Annotated in this window: 20 protein-coding genes; 4 read left to right on the plus strand and 16 right to left on the minus strand. The window is 67.7% G+C overall.

Features of this window, described 5'->3' with window-relative positions; translation table 11 throughout:
• The first annotated feature begins 38 nt into the window (after positions 1-38).
• Positions 39-506, plus strand: coding sequence for a hotdog fold domain-containing protein (locus tag N7367_RS08780; protein WP_279942209.1), 468 nt, complete (start codon positions 39-41; stop codon positions 504-506).
• Positions 507-975: 469 nt separating this feature from the next.
• On the opposite strand, the gene N7367_RS08785 is transcribed toward N7367_RS08780, so the two are convergent.
• Together N7367_RS08785 and N7367_RS08790 are read right to left on the minus strand one after the other, a co-directional pair.
• Positions 976-1,326: a DUF1304 domain-containing protein gene (locus N7367_RS08785; protein WP_279942210.1), complete on the minus strand. Its 351-nt coding sequence runs from the start codon at positions 1,324-1,326 to the stop codon at positions 976-978.
• A 29-nt stretch (positions 1,327-1,355) separates the two neighbouring features.
• Positions 1,356-2,684 carry an MFS transporter gene (locus N7367_RS08790; protein WP_279942211.1) on the minus strand — a complete coding sequence of 443 codons (1,329 nt, stop codon included), beginning with the start codon at positions 2,682-2,684 and terminating at the stop codon, positions 1,356-1,358.
• A 284-nt stretch (positions 2,685-2,968) separates the two neighbouring features.
• Between N7367_RS08790 and N7367_RS08795 the strand changes: the two genes are divergently transcribed.
• Entirely contained in the window at positions 2,969-4,369 is a 1,401-nt protein-coding gene (locus N7367_RS08795) for a serine hydrolase (RefSeq protein ID WP_279942212.1), read from the plus strand.
• A gap of 140 nt (positions 4,370-4,509) precedes the next feature.
• Here the strand turns inward: N7367_RS08795 and N7367_RS08800 are convergent, their stop codons facing one another.
• The 10 genes from N7367_RS08800 to nudE all read right to left on the minus strand — a co-directional run bounded on the left by N7367_RS08800 (position 4,510) and on the right by nudE (position 11,860).
• On the minus strand, positions 4,510-5,010 hold the full coding sequence (locus N7367_RS08800) for a histone (protein ID WP_065174792.1): 501 nt from the start codon (positions 5,008-5,010) through the stop codon (positions 4,510-4,512).
• Positions 5,011-5,784: 774 nt separating this feature from the next.
• Positions 5,785-6,180, minus strand: a complete 396-nt coding sequence (gcvH, locus tag N7367_RS08805; RefSeq protein WP_053520260.1) for a glycine cleavage system protein GcvH — start codon at positions 6,178-6,180, stop codon at positions 5,785-5,787.
• Between the two features lie 93 nt (positions 6,181-6,273).
• Complete coding sequence (gene gcvT, locus N7367_RS08810; protein ID WP_279942213.1) at positions 6,274-7,386, minus strand: glycine cleavage system aminomethyltransferase GcvT; 1,113 nt, start codon at positions 7,384-7,386, stop codon at positions 6,274-6,276.
• 102 nt (positions 7,387-7,488) lie between these two features.
• Positions 7,489-7,923, minus strand: coding sequence for an NfeD family protein (locus N7367_RS08815; protein ID WP_053520258.1), 435 nt, complete (start codon positions 7,921-7,923; stop codon positions 7,489-7,491).
• 1 nt (position 7,924) lies between these two features.
• Positions 7,925-8,884, minus strand: coding sequence for an SPFH domain-containing protein (locus N7367_RS08820; protein ID WP_053520257.1), 960 nt, complete (start codon positions 8,882-8,884; stop codon positions 7,925-7,927).
• A gap of 66 nt (positions 8,885-8,950) precedes the next feature.
• Complete coding sequence (locus N7367_RS08825; RefSeq protein ID WP_053520256.1) at positions 8,951-9,253, minus strand: DUF962 domain-containing protein; 303 nt, start codon at positions 9,251-9,253, stop codon at positions 8,951-8,953.
• A gap of 68 nt (positions 9,254-9,321) precedes the next feature.
• Positions 9,322-9,648 carry a YnfA family protein gene (locus N7367_RS08830; RefSeq protein WP_053520255.1) on the minus strand — a complete coding sequence of 109 codons (327 nt, stop codon included), beginning with the start codon at positions 9,646-9,648 and terminating at the stop codon, positions 9,322-9,324.
• Positions 9,645-10,484 (minus strand): nucleoside triphosphate pyrophosphohydrolase, encoded by an 840-nt coding sequence (gene mazG / locus N7367_RS08835; RefSeq protein WP_279942214.1) that lies wholly within the window; start codon positions 10,482-10,484, stop codon positions 9,645-9,647. Before mazG ends, N7367_RS08830 begins: the two co-directional genes overlap by 4 nt.
• Positions 10,485-10,496: 12 nt before the next feature.
• Positions 10,497-11,300: a 3'(2'),5'-bisphosphate nucleotidase CysQ gene (cysQ, locus tag N7367_RS08840; protein WP_279942215.1), complete on the minus strand. Its 804-nt coding sequence runs from the start codon at positions 11,298-11,300 to the stop codon at positions 10,497-10,499.
• Positions 11,297-11,860, minus strand: coding sequence for an ADP compounds hydrolase NudE (gene nudE / locus N7367_RS08845; RefSeq protein WP_053520252.1), 564 nt, complete (start codon positions 11,858-11,860; stop codon positions 11,297-11,299). Before nudE ends, cysQ begins: the two co-directional genes overlap by 4 nt.
• Positions 11,861-11,937: 77 nt before the next feature.
• Between nudE and bioA the strand changes: the two genes are divergently transcribed.
• The gene (bioA, locus tag N7367_RS08850) at positions 11,938-13,329 is read left to right on the plus strand and encodes an adenosylmethionine--8-amino-7-oxononanoate transaminase (RefSeq protein WP_279942216.1); all 1,392 of its coding nucleotides are present in this window, start codon (positions 11,938-11,940) and stop codon (positions 13,327-13,329) included.
• Positions 13,320-14,057, plus strand: coding sequence for a 16S rRNA (uracil(1498)-N(3))-methyltransferase (locus N7367_RS08855; protein ID WP_279942217.1), 738 nt, complete (start codon positions 13,320-13,322; stop codon positions 14,055-14,057). The genes bioA and N7367_RS08855 overlap by 10 nt, the downstream gene beginning before the upstream one ends.
• Positions 14,058-14,127: 70 nt before the next feature.
• Here N7367_RS08855 and N7367_RS08860 read toward each other — a convergent pair whose 3' ends face one another.
• The 4 genes from N7367_RS08860 to N7367_RS08875 form a co-directional block, all read right to left on the minus strand.
• Positions 14,128-14,592: a chemotaxis protein CheW gene (locus N7367_RS08860; protein ID WP_053518915.1), complete on the minus strand. Its 465-nt coding sequence runs from the start codon at positions 14,590-14,592 to the stop codon at positions 14,128-14,130.
• Positions 14,589-15,905: a chemotaxis protein CheB gene (locus N7367_RS08865; RefSeq protein ID WP_279942218.1), complete on the minus strand. Its 1,317-nt coding sequence runs from the start codon at positions 15,903-15,905 to the stop codon at positions 14,589-14,591. The genes N7367_RS08860 and N7367_RS08865 overlap by 4 nt, the downstream gene beginning before the upstream one ends.
• Positions 15,892-22,422, minus strand: coding sequence for an Hpt domain-containing protein (locus tag N7367_RS08870; protein WP_279942219.1), 6,531 nt, complete (start codon positions 22,420-22,422; stop codon positions 15,892-15,894). The genes N7367_RS08865 and N7367_RS08870 overlap by 14 nt, the downstream gene beginning before the upstream one ends.
• Positions 22,423-22,522: 100 nt before the next feature.
• Complete coding sequence (locus N7367_RS08875; protein WP_053518921.1) at positions 22,523-24,559, minus strand: methyl-accepting chemotaxis protein; 2,037 nt, start codon at positions 24,557-24,559, stop codon at positions 22,523-22,525.
• Between the last annotated feature and the right edge of the window lie 41 nt (positions 24,560-24,600).

A 24,600-nucleotide genomic window follows, 5' to 3' on the forward strand; every position in this document is an offset into this window, starting at 1 on the left:
GGCCCGCCGTCGCTTTATCCGCCCAACGGAATCCCACCATGTCCACGCCCCTGCTCTCGCTCTACAACCGCCTGCAGCGCTGGCCTGCCGGCACCTGGCTGTTCTCGCGCGCGGTGTGCTTCGAGGCGCCCTACTTCGCCAGCATCGCGCCGCGCATCACCCGCCTGGAAAACGGCCGCTGCGAAGGTACGCTGGCGGACCGACGCAGGGTGCGCAACCACATCGGCACGGTGCACGCGATCGCGATGTGCAATCTGGCCGAACTGACGGCCGGGCTGATGGTTGATGCATCACTGCCGAAGGGCATGCGCTGGATCCCCAAGGGCATGCAGGTGCAGTACTTGGCCAAGGCACGCGGCACGCTGCAGGCGGTGGCACTGCCGGCGCAGCCGATCGTGGTCGCGGCCCAGGGCTATGCGCTGCCGGTGACGGTGAGCGTGCGCGACCGTGCAGGGACCGAAGTGTTCAGCGCCGTCATCGACATGTGGATGTCGCCGGCCAAGTGAGGTTCCGGCCAACGGCGCAGCCCCTCGTGGGTTGGTCGCGGCACGCGGTTATCGGTTGGGCCGGATGGGTCGAGCCAGGCGGGGACGCCGTGAACCCATCCCTGGGGGCTTAGCCGCGCCATCCATGGCGCGGATACCCCGCCCGGCCCGACCCATCCGGCCTCTGACAGATCTGTGCGGCGTCCAACCCACGCAGAAGAAAAAAGAAGAGCAGAAGCAAAAGCGGCCCATCGGTCGCTTTTGCTGTTGCTGTTTGCTCTTTTTTTTTCTTCTCCGTGGGCTGGACGCCCGCGGAAACTATCAGGGGCCGGGCGGGTTGGGTTCGCGGGGGTGTCCGCGGCATGGATGGCGCGGCCAAGCCTACAGGGACGTACTTGCGGCGTCCCCCGCGAACCCAACCTGCCTGGCCAAACCCATGACACGCTCTACGCGGCCAACCCACGAGGGGCTGCGCCGTTGGCCGGAACTCTCACACCAGCGCGCGCAGCACCAGCGCCAGGATCGCCGGCAGCGCCTGGATCATGAAGATCCGGCGGCTCACGCTGTACGCGCCATAGCACCCCGCCACGACCACGCAGACCAGCGAGAACGTCACCAGCACCGGCTGTGCCATCACCAGCCCCGCCACGATGCCGGCCGCCAGGAAGCCGTTGTACAGCCCCTGGTTGGCCGCCAGCACCTGTGTGGTCTGCGCCTTCTCCGGCGTGTTGCGGAACGTTTTCAGCCCCAGTGGCCGCGTCCACAGGAACATCTCCAGCACCAGGAAGTACACATGCAGCGCGGCAACCAGCAGCGTCAGCAGCAACGCGATCCATGACATCGGGGGTTCTCCTCAAATGGGGGGCGACCTCAACGGTCGCGGGGCAGCTTCTTCTCTTCGCGCAGCACGCCGAACGCGGCCAGCGTCATGAACGCGGCCACCGCAACGCCTCCGATGAACACCACGTGCGAACCGAACAATGCCAGTCCCTTGTGCACCCAGGTGAAGCTCAGGTCGGCCCCACGATAGACCACCGTGTCGATGGCCGCACCGGCCTTGTAGCGCCATTGCCGGTCGACACGGGTATAGATCGTCTCGCGTGCCGGCTTGGCCAGGGCGAACTCGCTGGCCCGGGTCATCACCTGCACCACCGCCACCATCAGCGGCATCGGCGACGCCGCCAGCACCGAGAAGCCGATCAGGATCGCGAAGCCGGGAATCAACAGCGCCGGAGCGATGCCGTGGCGCGACAGCAGCCAGCGGGTCAGGCCCAGCTGCATCAGCAGGGCCAGCGCGTTCACCGCCAGATCGATGCGCGAGAAAAACGCGGTGCTCGCCGCAGGGTCGGTGAACGACGCGCGCACGATGCTGGCCTGCTGGTTGTACAGCAGCGTTCCCACGCCGACGCCGAACACCACCATGATGGCCAGCCAGCGCAGCAGGGGCTCGCGCGCGATCAGCTTCAGGCCATCGAGCACGCTGCCGCCCATCGGCTGCTCGCCGGAGACCAGTTGCTGCTCGCGTTCACGCAGCACCGCCCAGTGCCGCAGGCGCCAGATGCACAGCAGGCACACGATCAGGAAGCCGGCCGAGACCAGCATCAGGTTGGCGATGCCCACCCGCTGCACCAGCGCACTGGTGATGATCGGGCCGAGGAACGCGCCGAGCGTGCCGGCCGCGCCGATGTAGCCGTAGTACGCACGGGCCTGCACGTTGGAGAACACATCCGCCATGAAGCTCCAGAACACGGCGACGGCGAACAGGTTGAACACCATGACCCAGAAGAAGAAGGCCATGCCCCGCCCCGGCACGCCACTGTCGAACAGTGCGTAGAAGCCCAGCAGGGTCGCGATGAAGAAGCCATACACGGCCGGCAGGAACACCCGCCGCGGAAAGCGGCTGACCAGCCAGCCATAGACCGGCTGCAGCACCAGCATGATCACGAACACGCAGGAAAACAGGAACTGCAGGACGAAATCCTTCAGTGCGATGCCGTGGCTGGCGAACCAGGCGATCAGCACCGGCGGGAACACCGTCTCCAGGTCGGCCGAGGCCGCCATCGCCTCGCGTACCGGTCGCAGCACGTAGTAGCCGCTCAGCAGGCAGAAGAAGTAGAGGAACGACCACCACAGTGCCGGGGACTCGCGCAGCGCTGCCAGCAGCCCGCGCAACGGCCTCCCGTCCTGCGGCGAACTCATGCGGCGCCCCACGCCAGCAGGCAGCGGTTGGACAGCGGCATGGCGGGCTCCGGGGGGCGGCAAAGCGCGTACGTTAGCCAATGCACTGCAACATCGCCAGCGCGGCACGCCGGTGGCACCGCAGGGGACTCGCACGGGCGACCGCCGACACGTTCGGATACACAATCCGGCAGCGTCAAAATTCCAACTTTTTCAACGAGATGCGCATTCATCTTCGCTTTGTTTGTGCACAGGCGAAAAGCGGCGCTAGAATCGCCATCAGCAGTCGCGCACGGGTCCAACCGATGAAAAAGAACAGCCTGCGTCGTCCGATCCGTTCGGCGGCCACCGGTTTGCTGGGCATGCTGATGCCCGTTGCCTTGTCCACCACCGCGCAGACCCCGCCGGCCTTGCCGCCGATGCCGGCCAACATCGAGACCGCGGCCGCGCCGGCCGTCGCTCATACCCAGCCGGCCGCTTACCGTACCGGCCTGACGCCGCAGGTGCAGGCGCCCGCCCCTGGCTTCAACGTTGCCAACATCGAATCGATGGCGCAGCAGCTCACCTATGGCGAGCGCGTGCCGGGTATGGCGGTGGCGATCGTGCAGGGCGGACGCGTGCTGAGTGCGCGCGGTTACGGCGTCACCGACGTCAACAATCCGCTGCCGGTCGATGCCCATACCGTGTTCCGGCTGGCCTCGCTGTCCAAGGCCTTCGCGGGCACCATGGCCGGCCTGCTGGTCAATGACGGCACGCTGCGCTGGGACAGCAAGGTCACCGACTATGTGCCCGGCTTCCGCCTCAACTCGCCGGAAGCCACCGAGCGTCTGACCGTCGCCGACGTGCTCAGCCACCGCGTCGGCCTGCCCTACAACGCCTACGACCGTGACATCGAAGGCAACGCCGAGTACTACGCACTGACCCAGAAGCTGGCCAACACCAGCCTCAAGTGCCTGCCAGGCGACTGCTACGCCTACCAGAACGTGGCCTTCAGCCTGATCGGCGACGTCGTCTACGCCGCCTCCGGCAGCTTCTACGAGCAGGCGGTCGAGCGCCGCATCTTCAAGCCGCTGGGCATGAACGATGCCAGCCTCGGCCTGGCCGGCATCCAGGCCAGTTCGCGGTGGGCTCGTCCGCATGTGCGCAGCCGTAATGGCTGGGTGTCGCTGACGCCGAAACCGACCTACTACCGGGTCGCGCCGGCGGCCGGCGTCAACGCCAGTGCCAGCGACATGGCACAGTGGCTGTTGGCCCACACCGGTCATCGCCCCGACGTGCTGCCGGCACCGCTGCTGGCCACCCTGCATTCCAGCCTGATCAACACGCCGGGCGAAATGCGGTCGGGTTGGCGCCGCGAGCGTCTGCATTCGGCCGGCTACGCGCTCGGCTGGCGCACCTTCGATTACGCCGGTCATGACGTGGTATTCCACGCCGGCGCCGTGCAGGGCTACCGTGGCCTTGTCGCTCTGGTCCCGGAGCGTGATCTCGGCATCGCGATCATGTGGAACGGCGAAAGCGGCCTGCCCAGCGGCCTGCTGCCGACCGTGCTCGACTCCGCGCTTGGCCTTCCCTCGCAACGCTGGCTGGACGTGGATACCGACTTCGGCAGCGACAACCTGATGGCCGAGGGCGCAAGCCCGGCGCAGCAGGACAAGCGCAAGGGCAAGGGTGCATCCAGCAACCGCGCGGTCGCCTCGCCGCGCTGAACCGGCACTCCCTGGCATCACCGGAAGGGCGGCCCATCGGTCGCCCTTTTTTCTTGCGGGCTGCAGGCAGGGGATAAAAAAACCCCCTCCTCGCTGGGCAGCCGAGGAAGGGGTTTCAGGGTACGGCTATCGGGAAGTACTTAGATCAGCGGCGCCGGAGTTGCCGGCAGAGCGACCGGAGCGGCCTTCTTCTTGCGGGCGGCCGGCTTGCGCTTGGCGACCTTCTTCGCTGCCTTCTTCGGGGCAGCCTTCTTGGTCGCCTTCTTGGCCGCCTTCTTCGCAACCTTCTTTACGGCCTTCTTGGTCGCCTTCTTGGCGACCTTCTTGGCCGGCTTGCGGGCAGTGGTCTTCTTGGCGGCCTTCTTTGCAGTCTTCTTCGCTGCCTTCTTGGCGACCTTCTTCACTGCCTTCTTCGCGGTCTTCTTCGCCGGCTTCTTGGCTACCTTCTTTGCCGCCTTCTTCACTGCCTTCTTCGCAGTGGTCTTCTTGGCGACCTTCTTCGCAGCCTTCTTCACCGCCTTCTTGGCGGTCGCCTTCTTTGCGACCTTCTTCACTGCCTTCTTGGCAGCGGCCTTCTTAGCGACCTTCTTCACCGCCTTCTTGGCGGCGGGCTTTTTCTTCGCAGCTTTCTTGGTTGCCATGGGATGGCTCCTCGTCAGTGATAGGGAGTTGAAACGCCCAGGTGGATCAAACCCGCGGATGCTGCGTGCGGGGACCGCCGGCGCGTCAGGCGCGCCGTTACGGATGCGGCAATGCCTGCCTCGATCGGCGGAGCAGGCATCGGAACGGGAGTTGCCTTGCATTTCTCCGGGGGAAGCGGGGCCATGTCCACCGTCTTGGGGATCGCGGTGGCTTTCGAGGGGCTGCTTCGCATCGGACGATTGATTCTGCGCACTCGGTTGGGCAGGCAAGGTCTGCTGAGGCGAAACCTAATCACGCTTTTTTTTACTGTCAACAACCCCCGCGAAAAATTTTCACATTGGCGCCGTCCCGGACACCGTCTCCAGCGTCCTCGTTTCGCTTCCGCAGACACCGCTGGCGTGCGCAACACGACCGCCACGCGCGCCACTGCGTGCGTGCACGCTCAAGAAAAAACACTTGAAATAAGCACTCTGCGTAGATGCGTGCCATTCCTGCGCCACCTCGCGCGCGCACCCGGGCTACGTATCGCAGCGGCCTGCCGCGCCACCACAACGGGGCCGCAACGAGGCAGGAAAAGTTTTCACATTCGAACGCGCCGGCGCGGGGTGGAAACGCGGATTTGCGCAAAACTGCGCGCGTCCGAAGACACCCTTCCGAAGCGCCTGATGCCGCGTAGTGGGTGTGCAGCGAACCGGGCGTCATGAGTCCGGCGCGGTCGCCGGAACGAAAACGGCCACCCGAAGGTGGCCGTTTTCAAACCAGGAAACAACGACTCAGTGGTCGTCGTTCTCAAGGACTTCGGCGTAAGCGTCCGGGTCCAGCAGCTCGTTGATCTCTTCGGCGTTGGACAGCTCGACCACGAACATCCAGCCTTCGCCGTAGGCATCTTCGTTGATGGTTTCCGGCTTGTCCGACAGCGCCGAGTTGACCTCGACGACCTTGCCGCTGATCGGGCTGTAGACGTCCGAGGCCGCCTTCACCGACTCGACGACAGCGATCTGCTCGCCGGCCTTGGCGTCGGCGCCGACCTCCGGCAGTTCGACGTAGACCAGGTCACCCAGCAGGCCCTGGGCGTGGTCGGAAATACCGACGGTAACGCGGCCATTGCCTTCGACACGGGCCCACTCGTGGGACTTGAGGAACTTGAGGTCGCCGGGGATCTCGCTCATGGGACTGCTCCAGGATTTGCAGGGGGTGGAAAAAACGGGGCTAGTGTAACCAACCGGCCGCCACTGCTGTCAGTGACGTCCGGCACGTTCGGATCAGGCGTCGGCGAGCACGCCGGGCTGGGCCTGGCCTTCGCGCACGAAGGGGAACTTGACCACGCGCACCGGCACCTGCCGGCCACGGATATCGACCGTGACCTGGCCGAGGTCACCTGCCGGCACGCGGGCAAAGGCGATGCCCTTGGCCAGCGTCGGCGAGAAGGTGCCGGACAGGATTTCGCCCTGGCCGCCGGCCGTGGTTACCACCTGGCCGTGGCGCAGGACACCCTTCTCGTCCATCACCAGGCCGATCATCTGCCGCGCATTGCCGGCGGCCTTCTGCGCTTCCAGCACGTCGCGACCGATGAAGTCACGGCCTTCGTCCAGCGACACCGTCCAGGCCAGTGCGGCTTCGTACGGGCTGATGGCTTCGTCCATGTCCTGGCCGTACAGATTCATGCCGGCCTCCAGGCGCAGGGTGTCGCGGGCACCGAGGCCAGCCGGCTTCACGCCTGCAGACAGCAGGCGGTTCCAGAACCCGACCACGGCCTCCTGCGGCAGCAGGATCTCGAAACCGTCCTCACCGGTGTAACCGGTACGGGCAACGAACAGTTCGACGCCCTCATCGGACCGCACCTGCAGCGCGGCGAAGCGGCCGAGCTTGCCCAGCGCCTCGCGGTCGGCGGCGCCGACCAGACCAATGACGAGCTCGCGCGCCTGCGGCCCCTGTACGGCGAGGATGGCCAGGTCAGGGCGCTGTTCAACGGACACGTTGAACGGAGCGGCCTGCGTACGCAGCCAGGCCAGATCCTTCTCGCGGGTGGAGGCGTTGACCACCATGCGGAAGAAGTCCTCGCCCAGGTAATAGACGATGAGGTCATCGATGACGCCGCCTTCGGCATTGAGCATGCACGAGTACAGCGCCTTGCCCGGCGCCTTCAGCTTGTCGATGGAATTGGCCAGCAGGCGGCGCAGGAACGGCTTGACCTGCTCGCCGCGCAGGTCCACCACGGTCATGTGGCTGACATCGAACACGCCGGCCTCGCGACGCACCAGGTGGTGCTCGTCCAGCTGCGAGCCGTAGTGGATGGGCATGTCCCAACCCCCGAAATCGACCATCTTGGCGCCGAGGGCGCGGTGGGTATCGTTGAGCAGCGTCTTCTGGGTCATGACCGTTCCGGCAGCAGAGGAAACAAGAACCCCCATTATCCCAGATCGATCGCCCACGGGCGTGCCGCACCGCAGCGGTTCGCGCACGTACCGCCCGCAGGCTCAGCTGGCCGCTTCAACCACCAGCGTGCTGCCCTGCACCGCGACCACCCGCACCCGTGCCCCGGCCGGCAGTTCCGGACCGCTGACCTGCCAGTACGCATCGTCGATGCTGACCCGACCCTGCCCGTCCGTGATGCCCTGCTGCAACGGCACCACCCGACCGATCAGCTGCTCGGCGCGGCGGTTCAGCAACGGCTTGTCGCTGGCGCGTGCCCGCGACCTGCCCCAGCGCCGGTAGCACTGGATCGACAGCACGCTCAGCACGACGAAGGCGACCACCTGCCACAGCAGCGGGATGCCGGCAAAGATCGCCACCAGCACGAACACCGCTGCAGCGCCGATGCCGATCCACAGCATGAACGCGCCCGGCAGCAGAGCCTCCGCAGCGAACAGGAGGAGGGCCAGCGCCCCCCAGGCGACGACGTCCCAGCGCATGTCAGCCTCCGATCGGCGGCGGTCGCTTGCCGGCCGCCTTGTTGTCCTGGCTCGCCAATGCCTGCTTGGCCAGCTCGGCCACGCCGGCGATGGAGCCGATCACCCCACTGGCCTCCATCGGCATCAGCACCAGCTTCTGGTTCGGCGAGCTGGCCAGTTCCTTGAACGCTTCCACGTACTTCTGGGCGACGAAGTAGTTGATCGCCTGCACGTCACCCTCGGCGATCGCCGCCGACACCACCTTGGTCGCCATCGCTTCGGCTTCCGCCAGGCGCTCGCGTGCCTCCGCATCGCGGAACGCTGCCTCGCGCCGCCCTTCCGCCTCCAGCACGGTGGCCTGCTTCTCGCCATCGGCGCGCAGGATCTCCGACTGCCGCGAACCTTCCGCCTCCAGGATCTGCGCACGCTTCTCGCGCTCGGCCTTCATCTGCCGCGCCATTGCGTCGAGCAGATCGCGGGGCGGCTGGATGTCGCGGATCTCGATGCGGTTCACCTTCACGCCCCACGGGTTGGTGGCATGGTCGACCACGCTGAGCAGCTGGGCATTGATCACCTCGCGCTGGCTCAGCGATTCGTCCAGGTCCATCGAGCCGATCACGGTACGGATGTTGGTCTGGACCAGAGCGATCATGGCCACTTCCAGGTTGGCCACCTCATAGGCGGCCTTGGCGGCGTCCAGCACCTGGAAGAACACCACCCCGTCTACGCGCACGGCGGCGTTGTCCTTGGTGATCACTTCCTGGCTGGGTACATCCAGCACCTGCTCCATCATGTTCACCTTGCGCCCCACGCCGTACACGATGGGGATCAGGAAGTGCAGGCCGGGGGTCATGGTGTGGGTGTAGCGGCCGAACCGCTCGACAGTCCATTCATATCCCTGCGGCACCATGCGCACGGCCTTGAACAGGATGACCACGGCCACGAAGGCCAGTACCACGGTAAAGAACATGGTCGGGAACATCAGGCTTTCCTTATCGGTAGACGTCCAACCCCGAGCATAGCGTGTGAATGCGGCGTGCACACGTTCTCACCACCGCACCCGCCCGCGCAGGATGTCGATGAACATCACCCAGTCGCCCAGGAACGAGTACAGCGGGTGGCGGAACGTGGCCGGGCGGTTCTTCTCGAAGAAGAAGTGCCCCACCCACGCGAACCCGTACCCACAGACCAATGCCGTCAACAGCAGCAGCGGCTGGCCGCGCAGGATCGCCGCAGCGACCAGCAGCAGTACGCCGCAGCTGCCGATGAAGTGCAGGCGCCGCGACACCGGATGGCGGTGCTCGCTGAGATAGAACGGATAGAAGTCACGGAAGCTGGAGAAACGGGACATGTGCGCACTCCCAATGCCACGATCGGCCCCATCATGCCCCTTTCCGGCGGGCCTCGCACTGCCGGCGGTCAGCCCGGCTGGCGCGGCCCGAACATGATCACCGCCATGCCCGCCAGGCACAGTGCAGCACCCAGCAGATCCCAGCGGCTGGGCCGGATGCCATCGACCAGCCACAGCCAGAACAGCGCGGTGCCGATGTACACGCCACCGTAAGCGGCATAGACGCGGCCACTGGCGGTCGGATGCAGGGTCAGCAGCCAGGCGAACAGGGCCAGACTGGCCGCCGCCGGCAGCAGCAGCCAGACGCTGCCTCCTTTGCGCAGCCACAGCCACGGCAGGTAGCAGCCGACGATCTCGGCCAGCGCGGTCAGCAGGAACAGGCCGAGTGTCTTCATTCGTTCTCGGCGGCCTTGGCGTGCTGCCAGAGCGCTTCCTGCGCGTCCAGGTCCAGCGAGGCGAGGGATGTGCCCTGTGCCTCGGCCTGTGCCTCCATGGCCCGGAAGCGACGCTCGAACTTGTGGTTGGCACCGCGCAGCGCGGCGCCCAGGTCGATGTCGGCGTGGCGGGCCAGGTTGGCGCAGACGAACAACAGGTCGCCCAGTTCCTCCTGCAGCCGCGCCTTGTTGCCGGCGATGTCGCCGCGCTCGAACTCCTCGCGCAGTTCCTGCAGTTCCTCGGCGGCCTTGTCCAGGACCGGCAGCGGGCCCGGCCAGTCGAAGCCCACCTTGGCCGCGCGCGACTGCAGCTTCACCGCGCGTTGCCACTCCGGCAGGCCCCGCGAGATTCCAGCCAGGGCGGAATGGTCCTGTTCGCCCTTGGCTGCCCGCTCCGCGCGCTTGATCGCATCCCAGTTGCGCATGACCCCATCGGCATCATCGACGCTGACATCGGCGAAGACATGCGGATGGCGGCGCTGCATCTTGTCGCTGATCGCGCGGGCAACCTCTGCGAAAGCGAACGCCCCCTGCTCTTCGGCCATGCGAGCATGGAATACCACCTGCAGCAGCAGGTCGCCGAGCTCGTCGCAGAGATCATCGAGGTCACCGCGATCGATCGCGTCGGCGACTTCGTAGGCTTCCTCGATGGTGTATGGGGCAATGGTCGCAAAGTCCTGCTCCAGGTCCCACGGGCAGCCGCCCTGCGGATCACGCAGGCGGGCCATGATCGCCAGCAGGCGTTCCAGTTCGGTGCTGGCGGCACTGCCGGCGGTGGGGGTGTCATGCGCGCTCATGCGGCCTCCAGGTCAGTCGGACAACCAGTCGCGCCACGGCAGGCTGGTATCGCCAAGGGCGATGAAATCGCCGTTCAACAGCGTCTCGCGGCGGTTGTAGCGGAAGGGCTTGCCGGTCGCCGCCGAGAGGACCGCGCCGCCCGCCGCGTGCAGCACGCACTGGCCGGCGGCGGTATCCCATTCGGAGGTCGGGCCGAGCCGCGGGTACACATCCAGGCCCGCCTCGGCAATGCGGCAGAACTTCAGCGACGAGCCCTGGGCGATGGTCTCGATGCGGCCCATGCGCGCCAGCAGCGCTTCGGTTTCCGGCGAGCGGTGGGAGCGGCTTGCCGCCACCCGCAGCGGAGCGGTCGCCGGGCTGCGCGTGCGCAGCACGGTGTCGTGCAGTCCCTGCCGGCGGTACGCCAGTTCGCCGCGCATGGCGTGCCACAGAATGCCGGTGACCGGCGCCAGCACGACGCCAAACGCCGGGGCACCCTGGTAGATCAGGGCGATGTTGACGCTGAATTCGCCGTTGCGCTTGACGAACTCGCGGGTACCGTCAAGCGGATCGACCAGCCAGTAGGCGCCCCAATGGCGGCGCAGTTCCCAGGGCACCTGGGCCGACTCTTCAGACAGGATGGGCAGATCCGGGGTCAGTTGCCGCAGACCCTGCTCGATGACCTGGTTGGCAGCCAGGTCAGCGGCGGTCACCGGACTGTTGTCGTCCTTGATCCGCACGTCGAATCCGTCGGCGTAGACCTGCATGATGGCCTGGCCGGCTTCCTGCGCGATGGCGATCGCGGTCTCGCGCAGATCCGTGGTCAGCTTGATCATCGGGCTCCCTGCAGCCACTGGCGGGCGATGAACAACGCCGCCAGTGAGCGGCCCTCGGAAAAGTCCTCGCGCAGCATCAACCGGTCCAGCTCGGACAGCTTCCAGGGCACCACCTCCAGCTCCTCGGGCTCGTCCCCGATCAGCTTTTCCGGGTACAGATCGCGCGCCACCACCAGCCACGACTGGTGGCTCATGTACGTCGGCGCCAGCGTCATGGCGCGCAGCACATCGACGCGATGCGCGCCATAGCCGGCCTCTTCCTTCAGTTCGCGATCGGCGGCCTGCTCGGGGGTCTCGCCGGCATCGATCCGGCCCTTGACCAGGCCAAGCTCGTAGCGATGTACCCCGGCGGCGTATTCACGCACCAGCAGCACCGTCTCGTCGTCGAGCATGGGCACCACCACCACCGCACCGTGGCCACGACTGACCAGACGCTCGAAGCGGCGGCGTTCACCATTGGAGAATTCCAGATCCAGATGCTGGCGCTGGAAGGGACCGTTCTCTTCATCGGTGATCCGATGGATGATCGGCAGGCGACGGCTGGCACGGTCATCGTTCATGCGGAATCTCCGCGGCGGCCGACGCGGGCGCCGGGGCCGATAGAATGTGCAGGCAGCAACATGTTCATGAGCCCGAAATGCTAGCAGACCCAACCCCCTCCCCGCTGGCCCTGCACTGGCGGCAACGCGACCTGCAGGTGCTGTGGCATCCGTGCACACAGATGCGCGAGCATCCCGACACCCTGCCGCTGGTGCCGATCGCGCGCGGCGAGGGTGCGTGGCTGATCGACCATGACGGCAACCGCTATCTGGATGCCGTCAGCAGCTGGTGGACGAATCTGTTCGGCCACGCCGAGCCCCGCATCGGCGGCGCCATCGCGGCCCAGGCCGGCCAACTGGAACAGGTGATGCTGGCCGGCTTCAGCCATGAGCCGGCGATCACCCTGGCCGAACGCCTGCTGGCACTGGCCCCGCGGCAGGCCGGGCGCGATCCGCTGGCCAAGGTGTTCTACGCCGACAACGGCTCGGCCGGGGTGGAAGTGGCATTGAAAATGGCCTTCCATTACTTCCATAACCGCGGCGAGACCCGGCGTACGCGTTTCATCGCGCTGGAAAACGGCTACCACGGTGAAACGCTCGGTGCGCTGGCGCTGGGCGACATCCCACTGTACCGGCGGGTGTACGCGCCGTTGCTGGCCGAAGGGCTGTTCGCACCCTCGCCCGACGCCTACCTGGCCGAGCCAGGGCAGAGCGCCGCCGAGCGTGCGCGCCAGGCCGCCGATGGCCTGGCGACGCTGTTCGACCAGCACCCCGGTGAAGTATGCGCGGTGATCCTGGAACCCCGCCTGCAGTGCGCCGGTGGCATGCGCATGCATGATCCGGTGTATCTGCAGCGCGTGCGTGAGCTGTGCGACGCGCACGGTGCGTTCATGATCGCCGACGAGATCGCCACCGGCTTCGGTCGCACCGGCACGATGTTCGCCTGCGAACAGGCCGGGGTGATGCCGGACATGATGTGCCTGTCCAAGGGCCTGACCGGCGGGTTCCTGCCGCTGGCCGCGGTCCTGGCCACGCAGGCCTTGTACGACGCCTTTCTCGACGACTCCCGCGAGCGTGCGTTCCTGCACTCGCACAGCTATACCGGCAATCCGCTGGCGTGCGCTGCGGCGCTGGCGACGCTGGACATCTTCGGCAGCGACGATGTGATCGCGCGCAACCGCGGCACCGCATCGGTGATGGGCACCCTCGCGGCACCGTTTGCCGACCACCCGCATGTGGCCGATGTGCGCCAGGCCGGCATGGTGGTGGCATTCGAACTGTCGCGCGGCGGCGACAGGCGCACGCCCTTCGACCCCGGACTGCGGCTCGGCCTGCACGCGTACAAGGCAGCACTGAAGCGCGGCGTGGTCCTTCGCCCGCTGGGCGATGTGCTGTACTGGATGCCACCGTACTGCGTGGACGACGAACAACTGGATCTGCTGGCGCATACCACGCTGGCCGCCATCGACGAGGCGATTGCATGCGCGTGACCCGCTGTCCCATCGACCTGCCGCTGCACAGCGGCCAGACCGTGACCCTGCCCGAGGAGACCGCCAACCACCTGGTGCGGGTGATGCGCCTGCGCGAAGGCGATGGCTGCGTCCTGTTCAACGGCGATGGCCATGACTACGCTGCGACGCTGACCGTGGTCGGCAAGCGCGAAGTGCAGGCACGCATCGACAGCGTGCAGGCCATCGACATCGAATCGCCGCTGGCCATCACCCTGATGCAGGGCATCGCGCGCGGCGAAAAGATGGACCTGATCCTGCAGAAGGCCACCGAACTCGGCGTCAGCAGCATCCTACCGGTGAACGCGGAACGTACCGAGGTGAAGCTGGACGCGGCCCGCGCGGAAAAGCGCGTGGCGCACTGGAACAACGTCGTGCAGTCGGCCTGTGGCCAGTCCGGGCGCGCGTGCATTCCACGGGTGGGTGCCCCGCTGTCGCTGGCGCAGGCGACCGCTGCGCTGCCCGCCGATACGCTGCGGTTGACCCTGGACCCGATGGGTTCGCACCGGCTGTCGACATTGGCAGCGGCGCCCGCGGGCGGCATCGTGATCGCGATCGGTCCGGAGGGCGGCTGGTCGCCACGCGACCGCGAGCAGCTGACAGCCGCCGGCTTCCAGGGCCTGCAGCTGGGCCCGCGCATCCTGCGCACGGAAACCGCCGGGCTGGCCGCGATCGCCGCGTTGCAGGCGCGGCTGGGTGATCTCGGTTAGGTCCACCGACAACCTGCACGCCAACGGCAGCGCCGGGCCATGCCCGGCGGCCTGTGTCCGGGGGGCGGCCTCAGGCCGCCAGTGAAGCCAGCGCGCTTTCCAGTGCGTCCAGATTCGGCAGCAGCGCGCTCTGCTCACCCAGCAGTACGCGCATGTGCACGATCTGCGGCAGGGTCTCCTCCGACGCATCGGCCAGCAGGCCATCGCGCGGCACCGAGATCAACTGCGGGAAGTTCTGGGTCAGCAACGCGTAATACGGCCGCTGCTGATCGCCGCTGAGCGCCTTCAGTACCACCACCTTGTTGTGGACACCGGCTGCCTCGTCCCCCAGCCCCGAAAGCCGTGCGAATGACACCAGCGGCACCTGCCAGCCATGCCAGGCGATCTCGCCGACCAGCCAGCGGGGGGCGTCGGCCACCGGCTGCACCGGCACCCGCGACATCATTTCAGCCACCGTGGCATTGGGCAGCAGCACGCGTTCGTTGCCGGCCTGGATCAGGACACCACGGATTTCATCGTTGCTGGCGTAACTCATGGAGCCTCTCCGTTGTGGTCACCCTCGCCCCAGCGCGCGGCGATGATCTGCGCCAGTTCCTGCGGTTCGCCAGCGGCCATGCCGGCGGCCACCACGGCGGTGGCGGCGGCCGGGTCGTAGCATCCCTCCCCCACCTGCCCGGCCACCCACGCGCCCGCGGCAGCCAGGTCCAGCGCCGGCCCGACATGGCCCAGATCGGCACCGCTGAGCAGTACCAGTGCGGTGTACTGGGCCGGCAACGCGGCAATCGAGATGCCCTGCGCGTCGGTCAGGAAATGCAGACCGTCGCTGGCCGCGCGGACGCCGATGTCATCGGCCAGCACATGCACCTGCCCGGGCGTGGCGCGCTGGCCGGCTTCGGCCAGCTGCACCGGCAGCGGCGAGACACGCGCCATCTGCTTGACGAGATTGCCGTAGCGGCCCCCATCCAGGCGCATGTGCACCAGCACCGGCACCGCCAATGCCGAAGGCAGCGCGCCCAGCAGGCGACGCAACGCATCAGGGCCACCGATCCCGGCCAGCACCAGCAGCGCACCCGCGCGTGCGCCGGGCGGGGCGGCCGCATCCAGGTCGACCAGGCTCAGGTGGTCGGTATCGAACGACGATGAGCGCGCCTCGACCTCCGCTGCGGCGTACGCCGGGGTGGCGGCATCGGCCGACTCGTCCACCAGCGACCACGCGGTGTGATCGAACGGCACCGGCGGTGCCGCGGGGGGTTCCATCCGTGCGACCGGCGCTTCCGGCGGTTCGGGCACGATCGGCTGCAGCGCGGCCAGAGCGTGTTCGAATGCGACCGGTTCATGCAGCTGCGCCGGCGGTGCGTACAGGCCATCGGCTGGCACGTCGTCGGCCCAGCGGTGTGCCTGTTGCAGGTGCGTCTGCAGCGCTGCCTCCTGCGGCGCAGGTGGCGGCGCAGGACGGCCTGGCTCCAGCTGCAGGGTCGGTTCGTCCTCGGCGCCCGGCGGCAGCACCTGCTGGTGTCCATGCAGCTTGGCGGCCAGGTGACGCCCCCAGCGCTGCGCCTCCCAGCCGTTCCGGCGCGCGGCCAGCTCGGCTTCGTCGAACACCAGGCTCAGGCCGGGGGCCGACAGCACGGGCTCCAGGCGTTCCAGTGCGTCCTCGATCGCCGCTTCCAGTGCGATCACCACGAACTGCGGCCGCGCGTCATGCAGCGCCTGCGGTTCAAGGCCATTCGGGTCGTCTTCCAGCACGATCTGCACGTCGGCGTGCGCCAGTGCTTCGCGCAGGCGCTCACGCGCCGCGCCAGGCCGGGCCAGCAGGGCGACGGCCGGGTTGGCTTCACTCTCGGACACGGGCGATCCCCAGCAGGTCGTACACGTTACGCATCAGGTCCAGCTCCTGATAAGGCTTGCCCAGGTAGCGCTGGACGCCGATTTCGAAAGCGCGCTGCCGGTGCTTGTCGCCGCTGCGCGAGGTGATCATCACGATCGGAACGTCCCGGTAACGCGGGTCGGCGCGCATCGCGGTGGCCAGCTCGTAGCCGTCCATGCGCGGCATCTCGATATCCAGCAGCATCAGGTCGGGAACACGCTCCTCCAGCCGCTCCAGCGCTTCCACGCCATCGCGGGCGACGCTGACTTCAAAGTTGTGGCGCTCCAGGATGCGGCCGGTGACCTTGCGCATGGTCAGCGAGTCGTCGACCACCATCACCAGCGGCACCTGCCGTTCCTGACGCGGCGCGTTGACCAGCACCGGCGGCGTCGGGTTGGCCAGGTAACGACGCACCAGCGGCGCCACGTCCAGGATCACCACCACACGGCCATCGCCGGTGATGGTGGCACCGTAGATGCCCGGTACCGACGCGATCTGCAGGCCGACCGGCTTGACCACGATTTCGCGGTTGCCCAGCACCTGGTCGATCGCCACGGCAGCTCGCAGGTCGCCGGCGCGGACCAGCAGCAGCGGCACCTGCGCCTGGCCCTCGGCACGTGCCGGGGCCTGGCCGACCAGGCTACCCAGGTCGTACAGCGGATAGTCTTCGCCGCTGTAGCGATAGCTGCTGTCGGCGGCCTCGAAGCGCTCGCGCGAGAGGCGGCCGATACCGCTGACCGAAGCCACCGGCACGGCAAAGGTGGTTTCGCCGATCTGCACGAACACGGCCTGGGTAACGGCCAGCGTCTGCGGCAGGCGCAGGGTGAAACGCACGCCCTGGCCACGCACCGACTGGATATCGACCGAGCCACCCAGCTGGCGCACTTCATTGCGCACCACGTCCATGCCCACGCCGCGGCCTGCCAGCTGGCTGACCTGGTCGGCGGTGGAGAAGCCCGATGCGAAGATCAGATTGTCCAGTTCGTGATCGGCAGGCTGCGCGTCGGCGGCCAGCAGGCCACGGTCGATCGCGCGGCGACGGATCGCCTCCCGATCCAGGCCGGCGCCGTCATCGGCCACGTCCAGCACGATTTCCGAGCCTTCGCGATGCAGGCGGATGGCAATTTCGCCCTCTTCCGGCTTGCCGGCGGCACGGCGCTGCTCCGGCGCCTCCAGGCCATGGGCCACCGAGTTGCGCAGCATGTGTTCCAGCGGCGCGACCATGCGGTCGAGGACGTTGCGGTCCAGTTCGCCATGGGTGCCTTCCAGGGTCAGGTGGACCTGCTTGCCGGTGTCGATGCCGGCCTGGCGCACCACGCGGCGCAGACGCGGCACCAGGCCGTCGAACGGCACCATCCGTGCACGCATCAGGCCATCCTGCAGTTCCGAACTGACGCGCGACTGCTGCTGCAGCAGGGCATCGTACTGCCGCGAGAGATCGTCCAGCACGCCCTGCAGGCCGCCCAGGTCGGCGGCGGACTCGTTCAGCGCACGGCTGAGCTGCTGCAGGGTGGAGAAGCGGTCCAGTTCCAGCGGATCGAACTTCTGGTCGGCCTGGTCCTGCTCACGCTGGTAGCGGGCAACGATCTGCGCTTCGGTCTCCAGGTCGAGGCGACGCAGCTGGTCGCGCAGACGCGCGTTGGTACGTTCGAGCTCGCCCATCGCGCCGCGGAAGGCACCGAGCTGCTGCTCCAGGCGCGACCGGTAGATCGCCACCTCACCTGCGTGATTGACCAGCCGGTCGAGCAGATCTGCGCGGACGCGCACCTGCTCCTGCTGGGGACGTGCCAGCGGATCGTCCTCGACCGTGCTTTCGACCGGCAACGGCGCGGACAGCGGTGCATCGACCAGGGCAACGGTCGCGGGTACGACGGTGGTTTCAGTCTCCACCGGGCCAGCCGTGCCGACGGCGGCAGCCGCTGCCGGATCGGTGGCGGTACGTGCCTCGAAAGCATCGACCAGGTCCTGCGCCGGCTCCACCACGCGATGCTCGCCGGTACGGGTCAGCAGCTGGTGCAGGCGATCGAAACCGCGCTCGAGCAGCTGCACGTCGCGGCGCTCGATCTCGGTGCGCCCCGCCGCGACCACCTCCAGCAGCGATTCGATGCTGTGGCCGAGGTCGCCGATGGCGTTGATGCCGGCCATGCGTGCGCCGCCCTTCAGCGTATGCAGGTCACGCTGCAGGCCGGCGAGCACTTCGCGGTCCTGCGGCGCATCGCGCAGCTCGCTGATCAGGCCATCGCAGTGATCAAGCAGGTCCTTGCCTTCTTCGACGAAGATGTCGACCAGCTCGCGGTCATACACAGTGAAGTCAAGCAGATCGGCAGGCTCCTCGCCCACGCTGCCTTCCGGTTCCGGTTCCGGCATCGGCTCGATCGGCTCGTGTGCCGGCACGTCATCTTCGGCAACCGGACCCTCGACCGGCGTGGAACCGCCCGGTCCGGCAGCACCGCTGCCCTGGCCCGGCGCGTCTTCCATCTCGAAGAACGGCGACGGCGGCGCGGCTGCCGGCTGCGGATCGACCGCAGGCTCTGCAAGGGACTCCCCGGCATTCACCGTCGCCGGGGACGGCGGGTCGGCGCTCTCTCCTTCACCGACCGCCGTCTCCCCGCCGACGTCCGCATCCTCGGCAAAGGCATCCGCCTCGCCCGGCGCGAGTTCGCTGGCCTGCAGGCCGAGCACGGACCACTGCCCGTCGTCGGCCGGAGTCTGCTCTTCGTCGATCACATGCAGGCCGGCTTCGAGCGCAGCTTCCAATGTGACCGGTTCCGCAAAACCCGGCGCAGCCATGTCATCCTGCAGGCTCGACAGCGTGCTGTCGAGTGGCAGTGCAGCAGCGTCATCACTCGCATCGAACCCTTCCACGTCATCCCACGACGTATTCAGGTCGATCGTTTCGGTGAACGCAGCGGCGTCCGCCGCCTCATCCGCATCACGGTCGTCGACCGGCAGCGCGCTGGCGTCCAGGTACGGCGACAGGTCGTCCGCGCCTGTCAGCGCGGCGTCTTCGGCCAGCGCGGGGGGCGCATCGGCGACCGCCGGCGACACGACCGCTGCGGATTCATCGGCAGCAGCCGCGACGGGTGGCAGCGTGGCTGCGGCCTCCTGTCCGGTACCGCCCAGCGACGGCCAACCGGCGTCGAAGTAGCGCGAAAGGTCATCACTGGCCGTGAGCTCGGCCACGTCCAGTCCGTCCTTCGCCGGATCGGCTGCGGGCACGTCATGGGTGTCAGCAGGTGCACTGTCGATCCCGGCGTTGATTTCGGCGTCGATGTCGCTCTGCGCATCGGCAGGAAGCTGCGCGTCCACCTCGTGCGCAGGCTCTCCATCGGTCGCGAGCGCCTCTTCGTCATCCAGCCCCACCAGCGGCCAGCGCGCTTCCGGCAGTTCGCCGGCCAGGGCCTGCAGGCGCTGTACCAGCGCAGGCTGAGGCGCAATGCGCGGCTGCTCCGCCTGCAATGCTTCCATGGTCGCGGTAATGGCCTGCGCGGTCGCATCGAGCGCAGCAACACCGTCGTCGCCCGGCACCACATCGGCGGCCAGGGCCCGCTTGATATAGGATTCGGCGCCGCCCGTGACCGCCGTGATCTCCGGCACCTCGGTCATCGCGAAGGCGCCGTTCATGGTGTGCACGGCGCGCAGCAGCGCATCGCTCACCGGCTGTGGTGCCTGCTGCGCCGAGCGCAGCCACGCCTGCAGGGTTGCCTGGTGGACCTCCACCTCGGCTTCGAGGATCTCGCGCAGCACGCTGTCGATATTGGCCGGAGTCCCCTCGACCGCGGTCGCGTTCCCGGCGTCGGCTGTCGTCGCCGCTTCCGCTTCGAGAATGCGGCTGATCTCGTCCTCGCCCTCTTCCGCCGCCGGCGCCACCGGTGCGGGCGCCGCAGCCGGCAGCGGCACGTAGAACGTCTCTTCGCCGGCACCCACGCGATCGGCGACGGCCTGCATCGCCTGCAGATCGACACTGATGCGCTGGCCATGACGCAGTGCGTCGCTCAGCTGCGGCAAGGCGGCATGCGCGTGATCAACCATCGCCAGCACGGCCGGCGTGGCCGGACGGCTGCCGTCAAGCACACGGTTGAGCATGCCTTCGATCTTCCACGCGAACTCGCCCAGCGTCCGCGCACCGACCAGACGGCCGCTGCCCTTGAGGGTGTGGAAGATGCGGCGGATCGGCCGCAGCCGGTCCAGATTGTCCGGCTGCGCGTGCCATGCCGGCAGCAGCGTTCCGAGGTTGGCACGCTCGTCGTCGAACTCTTCCAGGAACACCTCGCGGATGTCCTCGTCGATGTTCTCCGCATCATCGTCGAAGCCGGCATCGAAGCCCGCTTCGGACGCGGCCGTGATCGCGACCGGCGCGTCGGCGGCCGATGGCATCGCCCGCGGGTTGAAGTCCTCCGCGGCGGCGCTCAGTTCAGCGAAGAACCGGGCATCGGCTTCGCTGAAATCGATCGGTGCGATGGTGTCGATCTCGATCAGGGCCACCGCCGGTGCTGCGTCTGCGGCAGGCGATGCGTCCGCGGCGAGCGTGACCGGATCCGTTGGCTCTGCATCAACGCTGTCCAGCACCGGATGCAGGTCTGCGTCGTCTTCCAGCACCAGCGTTTCCATCGCATGCAAGGACAGCACGTCGTCGGCGTTGTCCAGTGCATCGGCGTCGAAACGGAATACGACCTCATCAGCCGCCACGTCCGCGGCGCCATGCTCGGCGGCCACCGGATCGAATACCGGCGCCGACGTGATGTCCGGTGTACCGGATCCGGACGCGAACGCCACCGTGTTGTCGCCGGACACCGACGGTGCATCCGCCATGTCGTCCACCTGGGACAGCGTCCACTGCGGCACCTCGGCCGGTACCGGATCGATCGTTTCGTCGCTGGCCAAGGCCGGCGCATGGGCATCATCCGCGTGCGTGGCACCGACCTCTACAGCCGCCAGGTCCCATTGCGGCACGGCCGGGGCCGGTGCGCTGGACGCGGCGAACACCAGCGAGCCACCGGCATCGGGCGTCGTCCCGGGTACCGCGACCGGTGCCGACAACCCACCGAACATCAGCCCGTTGTCGGTCACTGGCGGTGCCAGCGGCGGATCGAAGACGAAGTCCGGCAGGGCGGCAGCCACACTGCCGGCGGCGGGCGCGGCCGTGCTCACATCGATGTCGACGTGGCCGGGCTGCAATGGCATCACCTGCAGGTCTACCGCCTCGCGCTCGACCGCTTGCACGCCCTGCGGCGCCTCGTCGATCGCGGCGCGCTCCGGCAGCGGCCAGTAGCGCAGCGCTTCCAGGCTGCTGCGGGTGATCTCCAGAATGTCCTCACGGCCCGGACGACGATCACGCAGGGCTTCGAGGTAGTACTCCAGGCTGGCCATGGCGTCGGCGAGCGTATCCAGCTGGCGCCCGCTGGGCACACGCTGGCGACCGATCAGCTCGGCGTCGATGTACTGCTGGACGCCGCGCAGGTAGTCGGCGGCGGTCCCCAGGTCGAGCATCCGCAGTGCACCGGCGACGTCGCCGAGCAGGCGCGGTACGTCCTGCAGTTCCGCGTGGTTCCAGCTGGTTTCGATGAACGCGACAAAGTGCTCGCGGGCCGCAGCGAAATTGGCGATGGCCTCGTGTGCCAGCACCTCGACGGTACGGCGGTTTTCCACGGCGGCAGGGTCATCCTCGCCGCTGCCATCCGCACCCAGATGGGCAACCTGGTCATCCAGCGACGCATCGACGTAGAGCAGCGCGCCGGCGATGTCCAGCAACAGGTTCTCGTCGATCTGCTGGCGGCCCTCGACCACGCCGCGCAGCGCGTCGCGCTGCTGCACGACCACGCCGCGGGCCACGCCCAGGCCCATCATGCCCAGCGTATCGGCCACGGCCCCCAGTTCGTCGGCCTGCGTCTGCAGCTGTTCTGCTGCACCGCCGGTGCGCAGATGCAGGTCCAGCGCATCCTTGATGCGCAGCAGCTCTTCCTTCACCGCGCTGCCGACCGTATCGAGCAGTTCGCGGTTGCGCCCGCTCAGGCTGCCGCGCGCATGGTCGAGCTCGGCTTCGGTGGCGGTGACGCTGTCGGGAGCGAACGCGAACAGGACGCTCTCGTTGATGCCGGCCGCACCGCGCGCGGCGCGGATGTCATTGAGCAGCGGCAGCAGCACGATCGGAATGTCGCGGTGGCCGTTCTGCAGGCGCTCCAGATAGTCGGGCAGCAGCACGCTGCCGCGCATCAGCGTGGCGCAGGCCTCGTCGCGATCAGACGCCTGGCCGCTGCCGATCGCATTGGCGAGCTGCTCCAGCTCCTCGGCCACCATTGCCGGGGCGTACAGTTCGACCATGCGCAGGGTGCCCTGCACTTGGTGCAGGTGGCCGGCGCAGATACGCATGCGGCTGGCATCGGACGGATCCTCGGCGTAGTACTCGACCTCGTTGCGCACCTGGCGCAGGGTCTCGTCCAGCTCGGGCTTGACCCAACCCAGCGCTGCGTGGCTCATCGCATCGCGCAGAGTGCTCATTGACAGGCTCCGGTCGCCGCCGCGCGAAGGCCGCGCTGGATCTGGCGTGGGGAATGGAAATGCTTCATCGACGGGTTCCTTGCTCTTCGCCCTGCCCGCGTCACGCCGGCAGCTTGAAGTCGGCGACCGAACGACGCAGGTCGGCAGCCAGCTGCGCGAGGTGGCCGATCGACTCCGCGGTCTGTCCGGCACCCTGTGAGGTCTGGCCGGTGATCTGGCGGATCACGCCCATCGTGCGGGTGATGTCCGACGCGGCTGCGGACTGCTGCTGGGCCGCGATGGAGATGTTCTTGATGAGGGTGTTCAGTGCATTGGACACGCGCTCGATCTCGGTCAGTGCCGTACCGGCGTCTTCGGCCAGACGTGCACCGGACACCACTTCGGCGGTGGTCTGTTCCATCGAGGTGACGGCCTCGTTGGTGTCGGCCTGGATGGCCTGCACCAGGTTCTCGATACGGCGCGTGGCGCCCGATGTGCGCTCTGCCAGGCGCTGCACTTCGTCGGCCACGACCGCGAAGCCGCGGCCCGCTTCGCCCGCCGACGCGGCCTGCACCGCTGCATTCAATGCCAGGATGTTGGTCTGTTCGGAAATGTCGTTGATCAGTTCCACGATCGAGCCGATCTCCTGCGACGACTCACCCAGGCGCTTGATGCGCTTGGACGTTTCCTGGATCTGGTCGCGGATCTGGTCCATGCCCTGGATGGTCTCGCGGACCACGCCGGCACCCTCGGCGGCAATCACCACCGAGCGCTGTGCCACGTCGGCCGATTCGGCCGAGTTGCGCGAAACCTGCTCGATGCTCGCTGCGATTTCGCCGATGCGGTCCGAGGCCGAGGTGATCTGGTTGGCCTGGTGGCCGGCTGCTTCTGCCAGCTGCATGGCCGTCGCCTGGGTTTCCTGGGTGGACAGCGCGACCTTGGCCGAGGTGTCGTTGATGGTCGTCACCAGGTGGCGCAGCTCGTCGACGGCGTAGTTGATCGCGTCGGCGATGGCGCCGGTCATGTCCTCGGTCACCGACGCCTTGACGGTCAGGTCGCCCTCGCCCAGCGAGGAGATTTCGTCCAGCAGGCGCATGATCGCCTGCTGGTTGCGGCTGTTGAACTCCACCTGGGTCTGGTAGCGCAGCTCCTGCTCACGCGAGCGGCTGCGCACGTTGGTGGAGACGAAACCGATGATCGCGATCAGCGACAGCGCACCGGACGCTACACCGATCCAGAAGTTCGGGAACAGGCGGGTATCGGACACCGAGCCGAACGAAGAGAAGGCTTCGAACAGCTTGCGGCTGTCATCCAGCATGTGCGCCGAGCCCTGGCCCAGCGCGGTGGCCGCCGACTGCGCGGCGAACAGCTGGCGCGAGCTGGCCAGGATCGCATCGGCATCGGCCTTCATCGCCTGCCACTGGGTGTGCGACTGCTCCAGCGCGGCCACGGCGGCCGGGCCACGCACTGCGGTGATGCCCAGTTCCTCGTTGCCGTTGCGCAGGCCGTCGAGCACCTGCGAGAACACGGTGATGTCACGCGCCAGTGCGTCGCCCGCGGCGGCCGCCGAAGAGCCGCCCGCACGCATTTCGGTGACCCGTCGGGCCATCGAGCCGGCCACCACGACCTGCTGCAGCGCGCTGTATACCTGCGCGGCCGGTGCACCCGAAGCCGACATCGCGCGCACCACCTCGTTCAGCTGCGCCTGCAGCCCCGGCACCGCGCCAGTGAAGTTGTTGGCATTGCCGGCCAGGGCCAGCACCGCCGGCTCGCTGGCGACCAGCTGCCCGGCCTGCTTGCCCAGCGGCGCCCAGGTTTCACCCAGCGTCGAGATCGCCCGCGACACGCCCGGTTCCTTGCCGTAGCGCCCCTGCAGCGTCGAGACATTCTGTTCGATCGCGTTGCGGGTGGCCTTGAAGGCAGTGAACGCCTGGGCATTGCCGCCCACCGCGTCACGCCCCTGGTTGGCCAGCTGCTGCGACAGCACCTGCAGGTCCGCGGCCTTGGAACCGGCATCGGCCAGGCGGCTGCCCTGCCAGGTCGCTACGCCGGTATTGACGCCGAACAGGATCATCGATGCCAGCAGCAGGGCCAGCCAGAGGTTGCTGCCGCCCAGCCGAAGCTTGCCGGTCTTGGTGGCGTCCGAAGCAGTACTCATCGTTCAACCTCGATCTTCAGTGCAGGGGGCGATGCCCGGCC

This window comes from Stenotrophomonas sp. GD04145 (genome assembly GCF_029835135.1).
GTDB classification, from domain to species: domain Bacteria; phylum Pseudomonadota; class Gammaproteobacteria; order Xanthomonadales; family Xanthomonadaceae; genus Stenotrophomonas; species Stenotrophomonas maltophilia_P.

What these genes read in the sequence shown, in the direction of transcription:
- N7367_RS08780 (WP_279942209.1), top strand. Translation starts at nt 39, where the DNA reads ATGTCCACGCCCCTGCTCTCGCTCTACAACCGCCTGCAGCGCTGGCCT.
- N7367_RS08785 (WP_279942210.1), bottom strand. Translation starts at nt 1,326, where the DNA reads ATGTCATGGATCGCGTTGCTGCTGACGCTGCTGGTTGCCGCGCTGCAT.
- N7367_RS08790 (WP_279942211.1), bottom strand. Translation starts at nt 2,684, where the DNA reads ATGAGTTCGCCGCAGGACGGGAGGCCGTTGCGCGGGCTGCTGGCAGCG.
- N7367_RS08795 (WP_279942212.1), top strand. Translation starts at nt 2,969, where the DNA reads ATGAAAAAGAACAGCCTGCGTCGTCCGATCCGTTCGGCGGCCACCGGT.
- N7367_RS08800 (WP_065174792.1), bottom strand. Translation starts at nt 5,010, where the DNA reads ATGGCAACCAAGAAAGCTGCGAAGAAAAAGCCCGCCGCCAAGAAGGCG.
- gcvH (WP_053520260.1), bottom strand. Translation starts at nt 6,180, where the DNA reads ATGAGCGAGATCCCCGGCGACCTCAAGTTCCTCAAGTCCCACGAGTGG.
- gcvT (WP_279942213.1), bottom strand. Translation starts at nt 7,386, where the DNA reads ATGACCCAGAAGACGCTGCTCAACGATACCCACCGCGCCCTCGGCGCC.
- N7367_RS08815 (WP_053520258.1), bottom strand. Translation starts at nt 7,923, where the DNA reads ATGCGCTGGGACGTCGTCGCCTGGGGGGCGCTGGCCCTCCTCCTGTTC.
- N7367_RS08820 (WP_053520257.1), bottom strand. Translation starts at nt 8,884, where the DNA reads ATGTTCCCGACCATGTTCTTTACCGTGGTACTGGCCTTCGTGGCCGTG.
- N7367_RS08825 (WP_053520256.1), bottom strand. Translation starts at nt 9,253, where the DNA reads ATGTCCCGTTTCTCCAGCTTCCGTGACTTCTATCCGTTCTATCTCAGC.
- N7367_RS08830 (WP_053520255.1), bottom strand. Translation starts at nt 9,648, where the DNA reads ATGAAGACACTCGGCCTGTTCCTGCTGACCGCGCTGGCCGAGATCGTC.
- mazG (WP_279942214.1), bottom strand. Translation starts at nt 10,484, where the DNA reads ATGAGCGCGCATGACACCCCCACCGCCGGCAGTGCCGCCAGCACCGAA.
- cysQ (WP_279942215.1), bottom strand. Translation starts at nt 11,300, where the DNA reads ATGATCAAGCTGACCACGGATCTGCGCGAGACCGCGATCGCCATCGCG.
- nudE (WP_053520252.1), bottom strand. Translation starts at nt 11,860, where the DNA reads ATGAACGATGACCGTGCCAGCCGTCGCCTGCCGATCATCCATCGGATC.
- bioA (WP_279942216.1), top strand. Translation starts at nt 11,938, where the DNA reads ATGCTAGCAGACCCAACCCCCTCCCCGCTGGCCCTGCACTGGCGGCAA.
- N7367_RS08855 (WP_279942217.1), top strand. Translation starts at nt 13,320, where the DNA reads ATGCGCGTGACCCGCTGTCCCATCGACCTGCCGCTGCACAGCGGCCAG.
- N7367_RS08860 (WP_053518915.1), bottom strand. Translation starts at nt 14,592, where the DNA reads ATGAGTTACGCCAGCAACGATGAAATCCGTGGTGTCCTGATCCAGGCC.
- N7367_RS08870 (WP_279942219.1), bottom strand. Translation starts at nt 22,422, where the DNA reads ATGAGCACTCTGCGCGATGCGATGAGCCACGCAGCGCTGGGTTGGGTC.
- N7367_RS08875 (WP_053518921.1), bottom strand. Translation starts at nt 24,559, where the DNA reads ATGAGTACTGCTTCGGACGCCACCAAGACCGGCAAGCTTCGGCTGGGC.